This is a genomic window from Bacillus sp. A01H (assembly GCF_045277205.1).
Classification (GTDB): Bacteria; Bacillota; Bacilli; order Bacillales; family Bacillaceae_G; genus Bacillus_A; species Bacillus_A paranthracis.
In genome coordinates this window covers 4660581-4677215 of record NZ_CP117702.1, presented here as the reverse complement: position 1 = coordinate 4677215, position 16635 = coordinate 4660581, and the positions used below count along the sequence as shown (strand labels likewise).

At 37.1% G+C, this 16635-nt stretch carries 15 protein-coding genes; 11 read left to right on the top strand and 4 right to left on the bottom strand.

Annotation, left to right across the window (positions count from 1 at the left end; genetic code table 11):
* Positions 1–126: 126 nt before the first annotated feature.
* Entirely contained in the window at positions 127–1068 is a 942-nt protein-coding gene (locus PSR14_RS24770; protein ID WP_000345500.1) for a phosphotransferase enzyme family protein, read from the top strand.
* A gap of 89 nt (positions 1069–1157) precedes the next feature.
* Complete coding sequence (locus PSR14_RS24765; RefSeq protein WP_000099739.1) at positions 1158–1421, top strand: DUF3949 domain-containing protein; 264 nt, start codon at positions 1158–1160, stop codon at positions 1419–1421.
* A gap of 7 nt (positions 1422–1428) precedes the next feature.
* On the opposite strand, the gene PSR14_RS24760 is transcribed toward PSR14_RS24765, so the two are convergent.
* Positions 1429–1734, bottom strand: a complete 306-nt coding sequence (locus PSR14_RS24760; RefSeq protein WP_001144765.1) for a YtpI family protein — start codon at positions 1732–1734, stop codon at positions 1429–1431.
* 236 nt (positions 1735–1970) lie between these two features.
* Here PSR14_RS24760 and PSR14_RS24755 point away from each other — a divergent pair, with 236 nt between their 5' ends.
* Entirely contained in the window at positions 1971–2903 is a 933-nt protein-coding gene (locus tag PSR14_RS24755) for a bifunctional oligoribonuclease/PAP phosphatase NrnA (protein ID WP_098487450.1), read from the top strand.
* Between the two features lie 51 nt (positions 2904–2954).
* Here the strand turns inward: PSR14_RS24755 and ytrI are convergent, their stop codons facing one another.
* Positions 2955–3458: a sporulation membrane protein YtrI gene (gene ytrI / locus PSR14_RS24750; protein WP_001265735.1), complete on the bottom strand. Its 504-nt coding sequence runs from the start codon at positions 3456–3458 to the stop codon at positions 2955–2957.
* Positions 3455–3868 (bottom strand): YtrH family sporulation protein, encoded by a 414-nt coding sequence (locus tag PSR14_RS24745; protein ID WP_001998397.1) that lies wholly within the window; start codon positions 3866–3868, stop codon positions 3455–3457. The genes ytrI and PSR14_RS24745 overlap by 4 nt, the downstream gene beginning before the upstream one ends.
* 42 nt (positions 3869–3910) lie before the next feature.
* Between PSR14_RS24745 and dnaE the strand changes: the two genes are divergently transcribed.
* The 8 genes from dnaE (at position 3911) to PSR14_RS24705 (ending at position 14743) form a co-directional block, all read left to right on the top strand.
* Entirely contained in the window at positions 3911–7237 is a 3327-nt protein-coding gene (gene dnaE, locus PSR14_RS24740) for a DNA polymerase III subunit alpha (RefSeq protein WP_000673750.1), read from the top strand.
* 133 nt (positions 7238–7370) lie between these two features.
* Entirely contained in the window at positions 7371–8579 is a 1209-nt protein-coding gene (locus PSR14_RS24735) for an NADP-dependent malic enzyme (protein WP_001970845.1), read from the top strand.
* Positions 8580–8593: 14 nt separating this feature from the next.
* Positions 8594–9238 carry a FadR/GntR family transcriptional regulator gene (locus PSR14_RS24730; protein WP_000204431.1) on the top strand — a complete coding sequence of 215 codons (645 nt, stop codon included), beginning with the start codon at positions 8594–8596 and terminating at the stop codon, positions 9236–9238.
* Positions 9239–9423: 185 nt separating this feature from the next.
* Positions 9424–10293, top strand: coding sequence for an acetyl-CoA carboxylase, carboxyltransferase subunit beta (accD, locus tag PSR14_RS24725; RefSeq protein ID WP_000942861.1), 870 nt, complete (start codon positions 9424–9426; stop codon positions 10291–10293).
* Positions 10281–11255, top strand: coding sequence for an acetyl-CoA carboxylase carboxyl transferase subunit alpha (gene accA, locus PSR14_RS24720; RefSeq protein ID WP_000818794.1), 975 nt, complete (start codon positions 10281–10283; stop codon positions 11253–11255). The genes accD and accA overlap by 13 nt, the downstream gene beginning before the upstream one ends.
* Positions 11256–11383: 128 nt before the next feature.
* Positions 11384–12343 (top strand): 6-phosphofructokinase, encoded by a 960-nt coding sequence (gene pfkA, locus PSR14_RS24715; RefSeq protein ID WP_000821160.1) that lies wholly within the window; start codon positions 11384–11386, stop codon positions 12341–12343.
* Positions 12344–12396: 53 nt separating this feature from the next.
* Entirely contained in the window at positions 12397–14154 is a 1758-nt protein-coding gene (gene pyk, locus PSR14_RS24710; protein ID WP_001232661.1) for a pyruvate kinase, read from the top strand.
* A gap of 199 nt (positions 14155–14353) precedes the next feature.
* Positions 14354–14743: an FxsA family protein gene (locus tag PSR14_RS24705; protein ID WP_061535701.1), complete on the top strand. Its 390-nt coding sequence runs from the start codon at positions 14354–14356 to the stop codon at positions 14741–14743.
* Positions 14744–15317: 574 nt separating this feature from the next.
* On the opposite strand, the gene ytvI is transcribed toward PSR14_RS24705, so the two are convergent.
* On the bottom strand, positions 15318–16436 hold the full coding sequence (gene ytvI, locus PSR14_RS24700) for a sporulation integral membrane protein YtvI (RefSeq protein ID WP_001081397.1): 1119 nt from the start codon (positions 16434–16436) through the stop codon (positions 15318–15320).
* Positions 16437–16635: the final 199 nt, after the last annotated feature.

Below are 16635 nucleotides of genomic sequence, written 5' to 3'. Positions count from 1 at the left end.
TATATGTTGGAGACTTTAGCTAATCTATATCAGGTTAGAGAATTGGTTGTTAGTCGATAGAAAAGCTTACACTACTAATTATTAAAGGGAAACTATGCTGCACTATATGTACTAGGGGGGAGAAGAATGGATTTTCACATTAAAGAGCAGTTATGTAAGCAATATAATTTAAATAGTCTTATGAAAGTTTCATTGTTGCATGGGGGAGAAAATCAAACATATATGTTCGAATCGGACAAAAATAAATTTGTAGTTAGGCAGTATAGAGAAGGACGTTATACAGCCGAGCAAATAGAAGCTGAAATACATTGGTTAATAGCGATACAAAAACAAATGTTAGTACCAGAAGTAGTTGTAAATAAAGATGGTGACTGGATCACACCTGTTATGAAAGATGAGGGAAGTATCCAGTATTTTGTTGTCTTTAGGTTTATAAATGGAAGTGAAATTATAGAACCAAAGGATAAAGATTATGAAAAACTTGGATCACTCATGCGAATGTTTCATGAAAAAGCAAATGGAGTACTTAAAAGTGTGCCGCAAACTTGGAGGGGTTATGAAAGACCTATATATAGCGAGAAAAAGATGATTCATGAGCCTTTACAATGTTTATTACATGCTTCTTTTTTATCTTATGAGGATAAAAATAAATGCTTGAGAATTGCAGAAAGAATACAAGAACTTACAAACTCAATTCAATTGGGAGAAAAACAATTTGTTCACGGAGATATGCATTTTGGAAATATTCTTGTAGACAAAGAGGATTGGTATTTACTCGATTTTGATGAATGTGGATTTGGGTATAAAGAGTTTGATATTGGTGTTCCTAGATTGCATTTAATTGCTTCTGGACAGTTAGAAGAGGCATGGGGGAACTTCATGATGGGATATGGGGGAAATATTTCGGAAGCAGCCATTCGACTTGGAACTGCTTTAAGAATCTTTTATATGGCAGGGAAAATACCATTAAGACTTGATATTGAACCTATTAAAAAGAATCCTGATTATTTCATTCGCCGATATATTCAGTATGCGGAAGAGGAGTTATACAGTAAGACAATTGTCTGATAAAAAAACAGAATATTAATTCATTTGGATTCTAGACTATGTTATAATTTGATTGTAAGAAAATGGATTTCTGAAAGGTGGTATGCATGATGTCATCGACAGTACTCTTTTTTGGTAGTATCGCACTATTTTACTTCCTTGTGATGATACCGATTCAATATTTATACTTACAAGGTTTACATGAAAAAAAGAAAAAAACAGGATTATCTCAGCGAGAGCTATATGAAAAAATGTCTTTTGGGGAAGAACAGTTACATCTCCATGTGCAAGGCAATCCATTCAATATTCCTTCTGCGTTTGTCGCATATATGATTTTGAAAGTTAGAGGACGTAAAAAAGCATCACAATGTTGATGCTTTTTTACGTTGCTTCATAGACTTCGGCTTCTTCAACTGCTAATGGTAAGAAATGTTTGTATTGGCGAAATCCATTAAATACACTTGCACTGCCAAATAGAACGAATAAGATACCAACGATAATACGAGCGGTTGAAAGTTCTAAAAAGAATTGGTTTATCCCGAAGAATAAGACGAATGAACCGAGTGCCATTGCGGATTTTCCTGAGAGCCAACCTTTCTCCATTGGGCGGTTTGTACGAAAGTATTTTGTTTTGTAGAAGAGGTACAACATAAATGAGACGATAATACAGAAGACTAATACTGGCATCATGCACACTCCCATCGCTTTATGAAAAAATAGTATAGAAAAAAGAAATATCTAAACTTTCTAATTTTTATTATAAAGCAATTGTTCGCATGTATGAAATACTTTCCGTTATAATGGAGGATAAAGTGAGACTTTCATTAGTGTGGGGATGTGTCCGTGCTAATGATTAGCCCACATTCATTGGGCTTTTACTGCACGTTAAAGTGAAGAAGTTGAATAAAAAGGAGATTATACATATGCATGAGCAAATTTTAGGAGCAATTAAAGAGTTTGATACAATTATTATTCATCGTCATGTGCGTCCGGATCCAGATGCGTTAGGTTCACAGGGCGGTCTTAGTACAGTTCTACAAGAATCGTTTCCAGAGAAAAATATTTATACGGTTGGGTACAATGAACCGTCATTAGCATATTTACGAGTAATGGATGATATTGAAGATAGTGTATACGAAAATGCGCTCGTTATCGTTTGTGATACAGCAAACCAAGAACGTGTTGACGATCAACGCTATACAAAAGGGAAGATGTTAATCAAAATTGATCATCATCCAAATGAAGATCCATACGGAGACATTACGTGGGTAGATACGACAGCAAGTTCTACAAGTGAAATGATTTATGAGTTTTATAATTATGGAAAAGATAAAGGATTAAAAATAACAAAAGAAGCAGCTCGTCTTATTTTAGCGGGTATTGTTGGGGATACAGGTCGTTTCTTATTCCCGAATACAACAGCAAAAACACTTCGTTACGTAAGTGAGCTTGTTGACATGGGTGTGAAATTCACAGACTTATACAATGAAATGTATAAGACAAAAGAAAAAATCGCTCGTTTAAACGGTTATATTTTACAAAACTTTACGATGGTAGAAGAAGGAGCAGCTTACATTAAATTAACGAAAGAAGTATTAGAAGAATTTGATGTACTTCCTTCTGAGGCATCCGGCGTTGTTGGAGCACTTGGTAATATTGATGGATTAAAGGCATGGGTTCTATTTTTAGAGGAAGACGATGTGATTCGTGTTCGCCTTCGTTCAAAAGGACCAGTTATAAATAAATTAGCAATGCAATATAACGGCGGAGGACATCCGATGGCTTCTGGTGCAAAAGCATCTTCTTGGGAGGAAGCGGATCGTCTATTTGCTGATTTACGTGAGATTTGTAAATAAGAAATTATATGTTAGAACGAAAAGAAGGAGTGGCGCTAAACCCCTCCTTCTTTATTTTTCTTTCTCTATCGTAATGCTAATTTCAAGCACGGTATCGAAAGATATTGTATCGACTTTAAAACGGTATAGCCGATCGTAATGTTTGTACGTCTTGTTTTCGATTACCTTTTTGAGTAGGTCTTTATTTTTTGCGATACTTTGTATGTTTTTCGTTAAAAGATGCTGGAGGTCATTATGGATAGAAGTAGTCATGTTTTCAATTGTAAGGTTGTCTAAATCGTATTTTTCTCGATTTATAAGTTTTATTTTAATCTCTTGAATGGTTAAGAGCCGTTTATTTTCAGTATTTAATTTTTCTTGATCTTCGAGAAGGACGTGGAGTTTTGCTTCTTGTTTTTCTATAATTTCTCTTTGTTCTGCTATTTTACTAGCTTGTTCTTCTTGAAAAACACCGTATATGTACAAAAAAATAAACCAGCTCAACACGCCCCCAACAGCAGCACCAGCTAAAACTAAATACCATCTTTTTGCTGTATTGGCACTTGGTACTCTCATACATGCTCCTGCGTTAGCCATTTAATAATAATAAGACCAGTTTGCATACCACCTGTTGCGAAAAAAATAAGGAGAATTTGTTTTACGATATCTTTCATATCCCCGCCAAAGAAACTTCTTTCAAAACTATAAAAAGTATCAAATGTTCCGCCGATCGCTGCAACGAGTGCCCAAATTCTTAAATTTTGGGCGAATTGATTAATGTAAGTGAGAGTTGGTTTTCCGATAAGAAATGCACCAAATCCACCAATTAATGAACCACCAAGTATAACCCCAAAGGCAATAAAGTAACTAATAATAAGCAGAGAGAAAAAAGTGTGTTCTCTTACATCCATCGTCATTCCCCTTTCTTCTTCATATATATGGACAAAGTATAAGAAGTATGTTTTGATTTCCTCTTTCCTCTTCACCTATAATAAAAGTAGTCAAATAGGTAAAGAGAGGGTACAACAGTGAAGTTTGTGCATTTACAATGTCAAACCGTTTTTAGTTTATTAAAAAGTGCTTGTAAAATTGATGAACTTGTAGTTAGGGCGAAAGAGCTCGGTTATTCATCGCTAGCTATTACGGATGAAAATGTTATGTATGGCGTTATTCCGTTTTATAAAGCATGTAAGAAACATGGTATACATCCTATTATCGGCTTAACAGCTTCTATTTTTAGTGAAGAAGAAGAAAAGTCTTATCCGCTTGTCTTACTTGCTGAAAATGAAATAGGTTATCAAAATTTATTAAAGATTTCTAGTAGCATTATGACGAAGTCAAAAGAAGGTATTCCTAAGAAATGGCTTGCACATTATGCGAAAGGATTAATTGCTATTTCACCAGGTAAAGATGGGGAAATCGAACAATTATTATTAGAAGACAAAGAGAGTCAAGCTGAAGAAGTAGCTCGTATGTATCAAAATATGTTCGGCAGTTTTTATATGAGTTTACAGCATCATGCGATTCAAGATGAACTGCTTCTGCAAGAAAAATTACCTGCATTTATGAATAGGATAAATATTCCGGTTGTAGCGACGAACGATGTACGCTACATCAATCAAAGTGACGCACTTGTTCATGAATGTTTATTATCTGTTGAAAGTGGAACGAAAATGACGGATCCTGATAGGCCGAGGCTGAAAACAGATCAATATTATTTAAAATCATCAGATGAAATGGAAGCCCTATTTTCTCACGTAGAAGAAGCGATTTATAACACAGTAGAAATTGCAGAACGTTGTAGAGTAGAAATACCGTTTCATGTAAATCAATTACCGAAATTCCCTGTTCCATCTAACGAGACGAATGATATGTATTTGCGCCGCGTTTGTGAAGAAGGATTACAAAAACGTTATGGTACGCCGAAAGAAGTACATATAAAGCGTTTGAATCATGAATTAAACGTGATTTCTAGCATGGGGTTTAGTGATTATTTCCTCATTGTCTGGGATTTTATGAAGTACGCGCATGAAAATCATATTTTAACAGGACCAGGTCGTGGATCAGCGGCTGGCTCACTCGTTTCTTACGTATTAGAAATTACAGATATTGATCCAATTGAATACGATCTATTATTTGAAAGGTTTTTAAACCCAGAGCGTGTGACACTTCCAGATATTGATATTGATTTTCCGGATATAAGACGTGATGAGATGATTCGATATGTGAAGGATAAATATGGTCAGCTTCGTGTTGCGCAAATTGTAACGTTTGGGACGCTTGCAGCGAAAGCGGCAATTAGAGATATTGCGCGTGTAATGGGTCTTCCGCCGCGAGATATCGACATATTCTCAAAACTTATCCCATCAAAGCTTGGTATAACGTTAAAAGATGCATATGAGGAATCGCAATCACTCCGTGAATTTATACAAGGGAATCTTCTGCATGAACGTGTGTTTGAAATTGCAAAACGTGTAGAAGGCTTACCGCGTCATACGTCTATTCATGCAGCTGGCGTTATTATGAGCCAAGAGCCATTAACCGGAAGTGTTGCAATTCAAGAAGGGCATAACGATGTGTATGTTACGCAATACCCAGCTGATGCATTAGAAGAACTTGGGTTGCTCAAGATGGACTTTTTAGGATTACGTAATTTAACGTTACTTGAAAATATTATAAAGTTTATCGTGCAAAAAACAGGAAAAGAAATCGATATAAGAAATTTACCACTTCAAGATGAAAAGACATTCCAATTGTTAGGTAGAGGGGATACAACAGGTGTATTCCAGCTTGAATCAGGTGGTATGCGAAATGTGCTTCGCGGGTTAAAGCCGAATGAATTTGAAGATATTGTTGCTGTTAACTCGTTATATAGACCAGGACCGATGGAACAAATTCCAACCTTTATTGAATCAAAACACGGAAAAAGACAAATTGAATATTTACATCCGGACTTAAAGCCGATTTTAGAAAGAACATACGGTGTAATTGTATACCAAGAACAAATTATGCAAATCGCGTCGAAGTTGGCGGGCTTCTCGCTCGGAGAAGCCGATTTATTACGCCGTGCAGTGAGTAAAAAAAATCGTGATATTTTAGATCAGGAACGTAAGCATTTTGTGCAAGGGTGTTTACAAAATGGTTATGACGAGACATCTGCAGAGAAAATTTATGATTTAATTGTAAGATTTGCAAATTACGGCTTTAACCGAAGTCACGCTGTAGCCTACAGTATGATTGGATATCAGCTTGCTTACTTAAAAGCGAATTATACGCTGGAATTTATGACGGCACTATTATCGAGTGCAATTGGAAATGAAGATAAGATTGTGCAGTATATACGCGAAACGAAGCGAAAAGGTTTTCATGTTTTGCCGCCGTCTCTTCAGAGAAGTGGTTACAATTTCCAAATAGAAGGAAATGCAATACGTTACAGCTTACTTTCCATTCGAAACATCGGAATGGCTACAGTGACAGCATTAATCGAAGAACGAGAGAAAAAAATGTTTGAAGATTTATTTGAATTTTGTCTGCGCATGCCATCAAAGTTTGTAACAGAGCGAAATTTAGAGGCGTTCGTCTGGTCTGGGTGTTTTGACGATTTCGGTGTTTCGAGAACGAATTTATGGAAAAGTCTTAAAGGAGCGTTAGAGTATGCCAATCTTGCACGTGATTTAGGAGATGCTGTTCCGAAATCAAAATACGTACAAGGAGAAGAGCTCTCTTTTATTGAACAGTTAAATAAAGAGAAGGAAGTACTAGGTTTTTATTTATCAAGCTATCCGACAGCGCAGTATGTGAAGTTAGCGAAAGAATTAGAAATTCCAACTCTCGCTCAGGCGATGCGACATAAGAAAAAAGTACAAAGAGCTATCGTGTACATAACAAGCGTGAGAGTGATTCGTACGAAAAAGTTGCAAAAGATGGCATTTATTACATTTTGTGATCAAAATGATGAAATGGAAGCAGTTCTTTTCCCCGAAACGTATATACATTTCTCAGATAAGTTACAAGAAGGAGCAATTGTTTTAGTTGACGGCATGATTGAGCTTAGAAATCATAAGCTGCAATGGATTGTAAATGGACTATATCCGTTAGAAGAAATGGATGTGTATGAAGAAAAGAAAGATGCGTCTGTTTACGTGAAATTGCCATCTCAATATGAGAAAAAGCTTTTAAATCAGGTTACTAAAATATTGTTTGACTATTCGGGTTTTGCGAAAGTACTAATTTATTATGAAAAGGAACATAAAATGGTACAATTATCACGAAGTTTATCGATTCATCCAAGTGAAGAATGTTTAGGAGCACTTCGTGAAATTGTCGGGGAAGAAAATGTGGTTGTGAAAATATAATGGACAATTTCCCTACACTTCGATTATTATAGTAGTAGTGTTCGTGGTCAGACCACTTGGAGAAATTGATATCAGCAAGAATAATTTGAGGAGAGTGGATAGTTTGTCAACACTTCGTGAAGAAGCACTTCACATGCATAAAGTGCATCAAGGAAAATTAGAAACTGTATCAAAAGTAAAAGTAGAAAATGCAAAAGATTTAAGTCTTGCATATTCTCCAGGGGTTGCAGAACCTTGTAAAGAAATTTATGACGATAAAAGTAAGGTATATGAATATACAATGAAGGGAAATATGGTAGCAGTTGTGACAGATGGAACGGCTGTACTTGGTCTTGGTAACATCGGACCTGAAGCATCTCTTCCAGTAATGGAAGGTAAAGCTGTATTATTCAAGAGCTTTGCTGGTGTAGATGCATTCCCAATTGCCTTAAATACAAACGATGTAGATAAAATTGTTGAAACTGTAAAATTAATGGAGCCAACTTTTGGCGGCGTTAACTTAGAGGATATCGCAGCACCAAACTGCTTCATTATTGAAGAACGTTTGAAAAAAGAAACAAATATTCCTATCTTCCATGATGATCAACACGGAACAGCTATCGTAACAGTAGCGGGTCTTGTGAACGCGCTAAAACTAGTTGGAAAGAAAATGTCTGACATTAAAGTTGTCGCAAATGGCGCAGGTGCAGCAGGTATTGCAATTATTAAACTTTTATATCGCTATGGCGTACGCGACATTATTATGTGTGACCGTAAAGGGGCAATCTATGATGGTCGTCCTACAGGTATGAATCCGGTGAAGGATGAAGTGGCAAAATATACAAATAAGAATCGTATCGAAGGTTCTTTAGCTGATGTTGTACAAGGTGCGGACGTATTCATTGGTGTATCTGCAGAAGGTGCATTAACAGAAGAGATGGTTCGTACAATGAATGACGATGCAATTATTTTTGCAATGGCGAATCCAGTTCCAGAAATTATGCCAGAATTGGCAAAAGCAGCGGGCGCAGCTGTTGTTGGAACGGGTCGTTCTGACTTCGCAAACCAAGTAAATAATGTACTAGCGTTCCCTGGTATTTTCCGCGGTGCACTTGACGTACATGCGACACAAATTAACGAAGAAATGAAGATGGCAGCTGTACAAGCTATTGCTGAGCTTGTAGCAGAAGATGAGTTAAATGCAGACTATATCATTCCAGCACCGTTTGACGCGCGTGTAGCGCCTCAAGTAGCAGCTTACGTTGCAAAAGCTGCAATGGAGACAGGAGTAGCTCGCCGTCAAGTAGATCCAAATGAAGTTGCTGAGAAAACAAAACAATTAGCGCTGATTGGTAAAGAATAAGCGAGGAATTTCCATTGACATCATCAAATACAAAAGTATATCTCGAAATTGTAAAAAAAATCCGTTCCATTATGGAAGAGGATGGATTGGTAGCAGGGGATCGTTTGCCGTCTGAGCGTGAGTTAAGTTCACGTTTAAACGTAGGACGTTCCTCTGTAAGAGAAGCGTTGCGTGCTTTAGAACTTGTAGGATTAATTGAAACGAGACGTGGTGAAGGGACGTTTATTCGAAACTTTTACGATAACGGTCTTGTACAATTGATTGCTCCGTTCTTGCTGCAAGATGAGAAAACAATTCGTGATTTATTACAAACAAAACGATTGCTTGAGAAAGATATGATTCGAATTGTATGTAATTTACCGAAAGAAATGTTTTCTAAAGTGCTAAGTAAATTACATCAAGTGCTTGAAGGAAATGAAAACTCAGTTCCAATGCTTCACCAAACGTTCTTTAAAACACTTATTGAACAAGTCGATAATTATTTACTATATCGCATTTGGATGATCGTAAATGATTACGTATCAACGCTTTCTTGTAAAGTTTCAGGAGATTCTATCGATATGTATAGAAAGCTTTACGCTATTTTGGAAGAAAAACAAGAAAATGATGCACTAAAAATTTACGATGAATTAGTAGAGAATATACAGTTTCACTCGTAATGTATAAAATTTGTCGAAATGACCATGACACGTTATGACAAACATTCTATCGCGTAGCGGTTAAAGTTAAACGTAAAGAGTGAGGTTATTAGACAGATTGAGAAGATAAGGCTAACATCAAACTTTGGTGTTAGCCAAATTTTCTTCTTACGCTAACCTTAGCTCTCAACGAAGGGGGTCAAATTGTGCTAAGAGATTTATTCGTGAAAAAGAAAAAGTACGCTGCAATACCTTCAGAACAAGTACGAAAAGATGTACCAGACGGCGTTATGACAAAATGTCCGAAATGTAAAAAAATCATGTATACGAAAGAGCTTCTAAAAAATTTAAAAGTATGTGTGAATTGTGGATATCATCATCCTATGAATGCATGGGAACGTCTTGATAGTATATTGGACGAAGGGTCATTCCGTGAGTATGACAAAGAAATGGTTTCATTAAATCCACTCGAGTTTCCAGATTATGAAGAGAAACTAGAGAGCGATCGTAAGAAGACTGACTTGAACGAAGCGGTTGTAACTGGTGAAGGAACAATTGATGACATGCTTGTTGTTGTTGCAGTAATGGATTCTCGTTTTCGAATGGGGAGCATGGGCTCTGTTGTAGGAGAAAAAATTGCCCGTGCGGTTGAAAAGGCATACGACTTACAAGTTCCATTTATTATCTTTACTGCTTCGGGTGGTGCCCGTATGCAAGAAGGGATATTAAGTTTAATGCAAATGGCAAAAACAAGCGTAGCTTTGAAAAAGCATAGTAATGCAGGAGGATTATTTATTTCTGTTATGACTCACCCAACGACGGGCGGGGTTTCAGCGAGTTTCGCTTCACTTGGTGATTATAATCTTGCAGAACCAGGGGCGCTGATCGGATTTGCTGGTAGACGTGTAATTGAACAAACGGTGCGTGAGAAACTACCGGAAGATTTCCAAACGGCAGAATTCTTACTAGAACATGGTCAATTAGATGCGGTGGTACATCGTGATGATATGAGAGAATCGCTTCGTAAGATTTTAGAAGTTCATCAAGGAGGGGAAATGGCTGTATGGCAGAGCTAGAATTTGAGAAACCAGTTGTTGAGCTAAGAAATAAGATTCGTGAACTGAAAGACTATACGAAAAACAGCCAGATGGACTTCAGTGAGGAGATTCGTATTTTGGAAGACAAGCTAGAAAATTTAGAGGAAGATATATACGGCAATATGAAAGTATGGGACCGTGTTCAAATTGCTCGTCATGCAGAACGACCGACAACGCTCGATTATATTGAGCACTTATTTACTGATTTTTTTGAATGTCATGGAGATCGTCTATTTGGCGATGATGCAGCGATTGTCGGCGGCATTGCGAAGTATAAAGGGATGCCTGTAACTGTAATCGGGCATCAACGCGGAAAAGATACGAAAGAAAATATTCGCCGTAATTTTGGGATGCCTCACCCAGAAGGATATCGAAAAGCATTGCGTTTAATGAAGCAGGCGGAAAAGTTCAATCGTCCAATTATTTGTTTTATTGATACGAAAGGAGCTTATCCTGGTAAAGCTGCTGAAGAACGTGGTCAAAGTGAAGCGATCGCCCGCAATTTATTTGAAATGGCAGGCTTAACGGTGCCTGTTATTTGTATCGTTATCGGCGAAGGTGGTAGTGGTGGTGCACTAGGTCTTGGAGTAGGAGATTACATTCATATGCTAGAAAATTCCACTTATTCTGTTATTACGCCAGAGGGTGCAGCGGCAATTCTTTGGAAAGATGCAGGAAAAGCAAAGGAAGCTGCAGAGGCGATGAGAATTACAGCAGCAGATTTGAAAGAATTAGGTGTAATTGACGAAATTATTCCAGAGGCAAAAGGTGGAGCACACCGTAATGTTTTGAAACAGTCAGAAAATATAGATTTAATGCTTAGAAAAACTTTTGAACAATTAAACGGAATTTCGAAAGATGAATTAATCGAAAAACGTTATGAAAAATATATGAAAATTGGGCAAGTTTCGTTTTCAAACGCTTCCATTTGGATAAAATAAGAAAAGCGTGCGTTCCACTTCGCGAATGCACGTTTTTATTATGAAAAGACACATCTTCTCCATTGTATTTTTATATTTTTTCGTGTTATTTTATTATAAGGCAAATAATCTTTATGAGGTGAGTACAAATGAAACGTATTGGTGTATTAACAAGTGGTGGAGATTCACCTGGTATGAATGCTGCCATTCGTGCAGTTGTTCGTAAAGCGATTTTCCATGATATTGAAGTATATGGTATTTACCATGGATACGCTGGATTAATTTCTGGTCACATTGAAAAATTAGAACTAGGTTCTGTTGGCGATATTATCCACCGCGGTGGTACGAAATTATATACAGCAAGATGTCCTGAGTTTAAAGACCCAGAAGTACGACTAAAAGGTATCGAGCAATTAAAGAAACACGGTATCGAAGGACTTGTTGTTATTGGTGGAGATGGTTCTTACCAAGGCGCTAAAAAATTAACTGAACAAGGATTCCCATGTGTTGGTGTACCAGGTACAATCGACAATGATATCCCTGGAACAGACTTTACAATTGGTTTCGATACAGCTTTAAATACTGTTATTGATGCAATTGATAAAATTCGTGACACAGCTACATCTCATGAACGTACATATGTTATCGAAGTAATGGGACGTCACGCTGGTGATATCGCATTATGGGCTGGTTTAGCTGATGGTGCGGAGACAATCTTAATTCCAGAAGAAGAGTATGACATGGATGAGGTTATCGCTCGTCTGAAACGCGGTAGTGAACGTGGTAAAAAACACAGTATTATCGTTGTAGCTGAAGGTGTTGGAAGTGCAATTGACTTCGGTAAGCACATTGAAGAAGCAACAAACTTTGATACTCGTGTAACTGTATTAGGTCACGTACAACGTGGTGGATCACCAAGTGCACAAGACCGTGTATTAGCAAGTCGTCTTGGTGCAAGAGCAGTTGAATTGTTAATTGCTGGTAAAGGTGGACGTTGTGTAGGTATTCAAAATAATAAACTTGTTGATCATGACATTATCGAAGCGTTAGCTCAAAAACATACAATCGATAAAGATATGTGTCAATTATCTAAAGAATTATCCATCTAATCGGCGTAATGTCGGATATTTGGGAACGGTTTCATAATTTTCGGAGGTGCAATATGCGTAAAACTAAAATTGTATGTACTATAGGTCCTGCTAGTGAAAGTATTGAAAAATTAGAGCAATTAATCGAAGCAGGTATGAACGTTGCTCGTTTAAACTTCTCTCATGGTAGCCATGAAGAACACGGCGCTCGTATTAAAAACATTCGTGAAGCTTCAAAGAAAACTGGTAAAACAGTTGGTATCTTACTTGATACAAAAGGTCCAGAAATCCGTACTCACGACTTCGTAGACGGACAAGCTGAGCTTGTGACAGGTGCAGAAGTAGTTATTTCTACTGAGCAAGTATTAGGTACTGCAGAGAAGTTCTCTGTATCTTATGCTGGTCTTTATGACGATGTAAACCCAGGTTCTCGTATTCTAATCGATGACGGTCTTATCGAGCTAGAAGTAATCGAAAAAGCTGACGGAAACATCCGTACAAAAGTTCTTAACAGCGGAACTGTAAAAAATAAAAAAGGTGTTAACGTACCAAACGTAAGCATTAAGCTTCCTGGTATCACTGAAAAAGACGTAAAAGATATCATCTTCGGTATCGAGCAAAAAGTTGATTTCATCGCAGCTTCATTCGTACGTAAAGCAGCTGACGTATTAGAAATCCGTGAATTACTAGAAGAGCATAACGCTCAATACATCCAAATCGTACCAAAAATCGAAAACCAAGAGGGTATCGACAACATCGATTCAATCTTAGAGGTTTCTGACGGTTTAATGGTAGCTCGTGGTGATATGGGTGTAGAAATTCCACCAGAAGAAGTACCATTAGTACAAAAACGTCTAATCAAAAAATGTAACGTGTTAGGTAAACCAGTTATTACTGCAACACAAATGTTAGATTCTATGCAACGTAACCCACGTCCAACTCGTGCGGAAGCAAGTGACGTAGCTAACGCAATCTTCGATGGTACAGACGCAATCATGCTTTCAGGTGAAACAGCTGCTGGACAATACCCAGTAGAAGCAGTAACAATGATGGCTAACATTGCAGTACGTGTTGAAAAATCATTACAATATGAAGATATGTTCAAAAAACGTATTAAAGAGTTCACTCCAACAATTACAGATGCAATTAGCCAATCTGTTGCGCATACAGCACTTGCTCTTGATGTAGCTGCAATCGTAGCTCCAACAGAAAGTGGATATACTGCGAAAATGATCTCTAAATACCGTCCAAAATCTCCAATCGTAGCTGTAACATCTGACGAGCAAGTAGGACGTCGTCTTGCACTTGTTTGGGGTGTACAAGCATTTATGGCTGAGAAGCGTGCAGCTTCTACTGACGAAATGTTAGATACAGCGATTCAAACAGGTATGGATGCAGGTCTAATCGGACTTGGAGACACTGTAGTAATCACTGCTGGTGTTCCAGTTGCTGAAACTGGTACAACAAACTTAATGAAAATCCACGTTGTTGGTGAAGAAGTTGCTAAAGGACAAGGAATCGGTCGTAAAGCTGCAAAAGGTAAAGTAGTTGTAGCGAAAACAGCTGCTGAAGCTGTAGCAAACGTAAACGAAGGTGATATCCTTGTTACAACAAGCACTGATAAAGATATGATTCCTGCAATTGAAAAAGCTGCTGCTCTAGTTGTAGAAGAAGGCGGCCTAACAAGCCATGCGGCTGTTGTAGGTGTATCAATCGGTATTCCTGTTATCGTTGGTGTAAACGGCGTAACAGCAACTTTAAAAAATGGCCAAGAAGTAACAGTTGATGCAGCACGCGGAATTGTTTATAATGGACATGCGGAAGTGCTATAAGTAATACGGAGAGAAGGATCGGAGTCCTTCTCTTTTTTTTTACACAAAAATGAGGTGAAACTAGCTTTAAACGTCTGAAATTGCTTTTAAAAGCTGTTTGTTATGAAGTTTGATGGGAAAGTGCGTTTAGCTTTTATATGGTGTATATGGACGTTGTGAGGGTGTTTAAAGTGATAGGATATGAAAGGAGTGTAGAACTATGAAGTGGTTACTATTCTTGTTTATATTAATACCGGCTATTGAGATTACAGTCTTAATTGGATCGAGTCATGTAATAGGTTTGTGGTCTACGTTCGCTATGATCGTATTTACAGGCGTTGTAGGTGTGTATTTGGCGAAAAGACAAGGGTTTAAAGTACTTGGAGAGATTCAATCTAAGTTGAATAGAGGAGAAATGCCAGGAGCAGCGGTTTTAGATGGTATTTTTATCTTTGTAGGGGGTATTCTTTTAGTGCTTCCTGGATATGTAACGGATATAATAGGTTTCATCTTTGTTATCCCTATGACGAGGGCTTTAATGAAGCCGTTTGTTATGAAGTGGATGGAATGGAAGTTTAGAAAAAACTCAACTATTATTGTGCAGAAATAGTGCTTAGATTATAGCAATCTAAGCACTATTTTTTTGTCTGTAAAAGGATGAGAGAGTGGTTAAAGTTCAGTTAATGAAAGATGTGTTTTAATATGCGGCGAATGTGACGGTTAATAATCGATGGGGATAGGATCCTTGTAGATTAAAGTTTTACTTTGTTGTATTTGTTGTGTATTTTTTCGATTTGAGGAGTTATTAGCTCTTAATCAGTGTGTTTAAAGTGGGAATCTGAACTTAAGATTGTTTTTGTATGTAAAAGAATGAATTGGAACGAAAAAAGTTAAATAAGAGCAGGGAAATGGTCAGTTTAAGTCTTATTCTGTGCTATTTTGTATATTTATTCATTTACATAAAAAGTAATAAATGTAAGTAATAATTATAAAATTAATAGAATAAATATGTAAAAACACCACAAAATATGCGTTTTTTATGCAAAAAAACAAGAGAATTATCTTTTTTGAGTGCAATTCTCTTGTTTTATGTAATGAGTATGAAAAATAAGTACAAGGAATAATCAGTGGGAATTTCCCACTGATTACATGTAAGTTTTTTGTTGTGTATGAATTAGAAACTATTATTTTGAAGGTGAGCCTTTAATATATTTCCACAAATCATGGAATACACGAGCTTTGTGCAATGTATTAAGTAGTACTAAGGTGACTGGACCGATGATTAATCCTAAGAAGCCAAAGAGCTTAAAGCCGACAAATAGAGCAATCAGTGTTGCTAATGGATCAAGGCCGATATTAGATGAAAGTACCTTTGGCTCCATAATTTGTCTTTGGACAATCACGACGATGTATAAAATGAGAAGACCGATGGCAAAAGCAGTGTCGCCAGTGAAAAATACGTATATAACCCAAGGAACGAAGACAGCTCCTGTTCCTAAATACGGGAGTAAATCTACAACCCCTGTAATAATCGCGATAGTAATGGCGTATGGTACGCGTAATATTAAAAGTCCGATTAGTACAATAACAGTTGTCATAGATACGAGTGTAAGTTGCGCTTTAACAAAACCGAATAAAGCTTTTCTTAAATCCACAAAAATAGTTTTTCCATAGCCATGAACACGGTTGGGCAAAAACTTTCTTACTTTCTGAGCAAGACGATGCCAATCGTAACTAATGAAGAAAGTGGCTAATAAAACGAATACAAGTACAGTTAAAGTAGTTGGTAGTGCACTAATGAAATTTGTTAACCCGCTTATAATAGCGGTTAAAAGTTCTTTCATTTGCGTCGTTGCTTCGGTTCCTAAGTTTTGAATGTTTTGTGTAATCGTATAGCGCTGCGGTTCCCCAAGATGATTAAATTTAGAGATTAAATCATCGTAGAGAGGCATAATATGATTAAGTGCAAACTGCTGAGCGAATGCAACGATATCCGGAAATTTTACTGTAACAAGTTGTAGTAAGTATGTTGTGGCAGATATTGCTTCTGTTACAAGATATGTAACGAGTCCGACGATAGCTCCAAATACGAGAATTAAGCTAACGAGTACTGCGAGTGCGCGAGGAAATTGTAGTTTTTGATTCAGGAAATTGACGACAGGATTAATTAAATAAGCAAATGCGAAAGCGATAATAAAAGGATAGATAAGTCCTGACATATATAGTAATGCATAGAACCCGGCTACCGTCGCTACAATGACAAATACGAGTCGCAATATCATATATAGTAAGTTTCGATTCAAAGATGTATACCTCCCATTCCAATTTGGATTATCCTAATTCGTTCAACTTATAACGAGTGTGCCCCACTGATTAAAGTTTCACTTTATGTTATAGTGGAATGATGGATTTTCCTGCTTTTTCAGTATGTGAGTGACTGTGAAAGCTTGGTGTTGATGCTTCTACTATATGGTAAAAACTTCATTTTCTCTTCTTTTTATT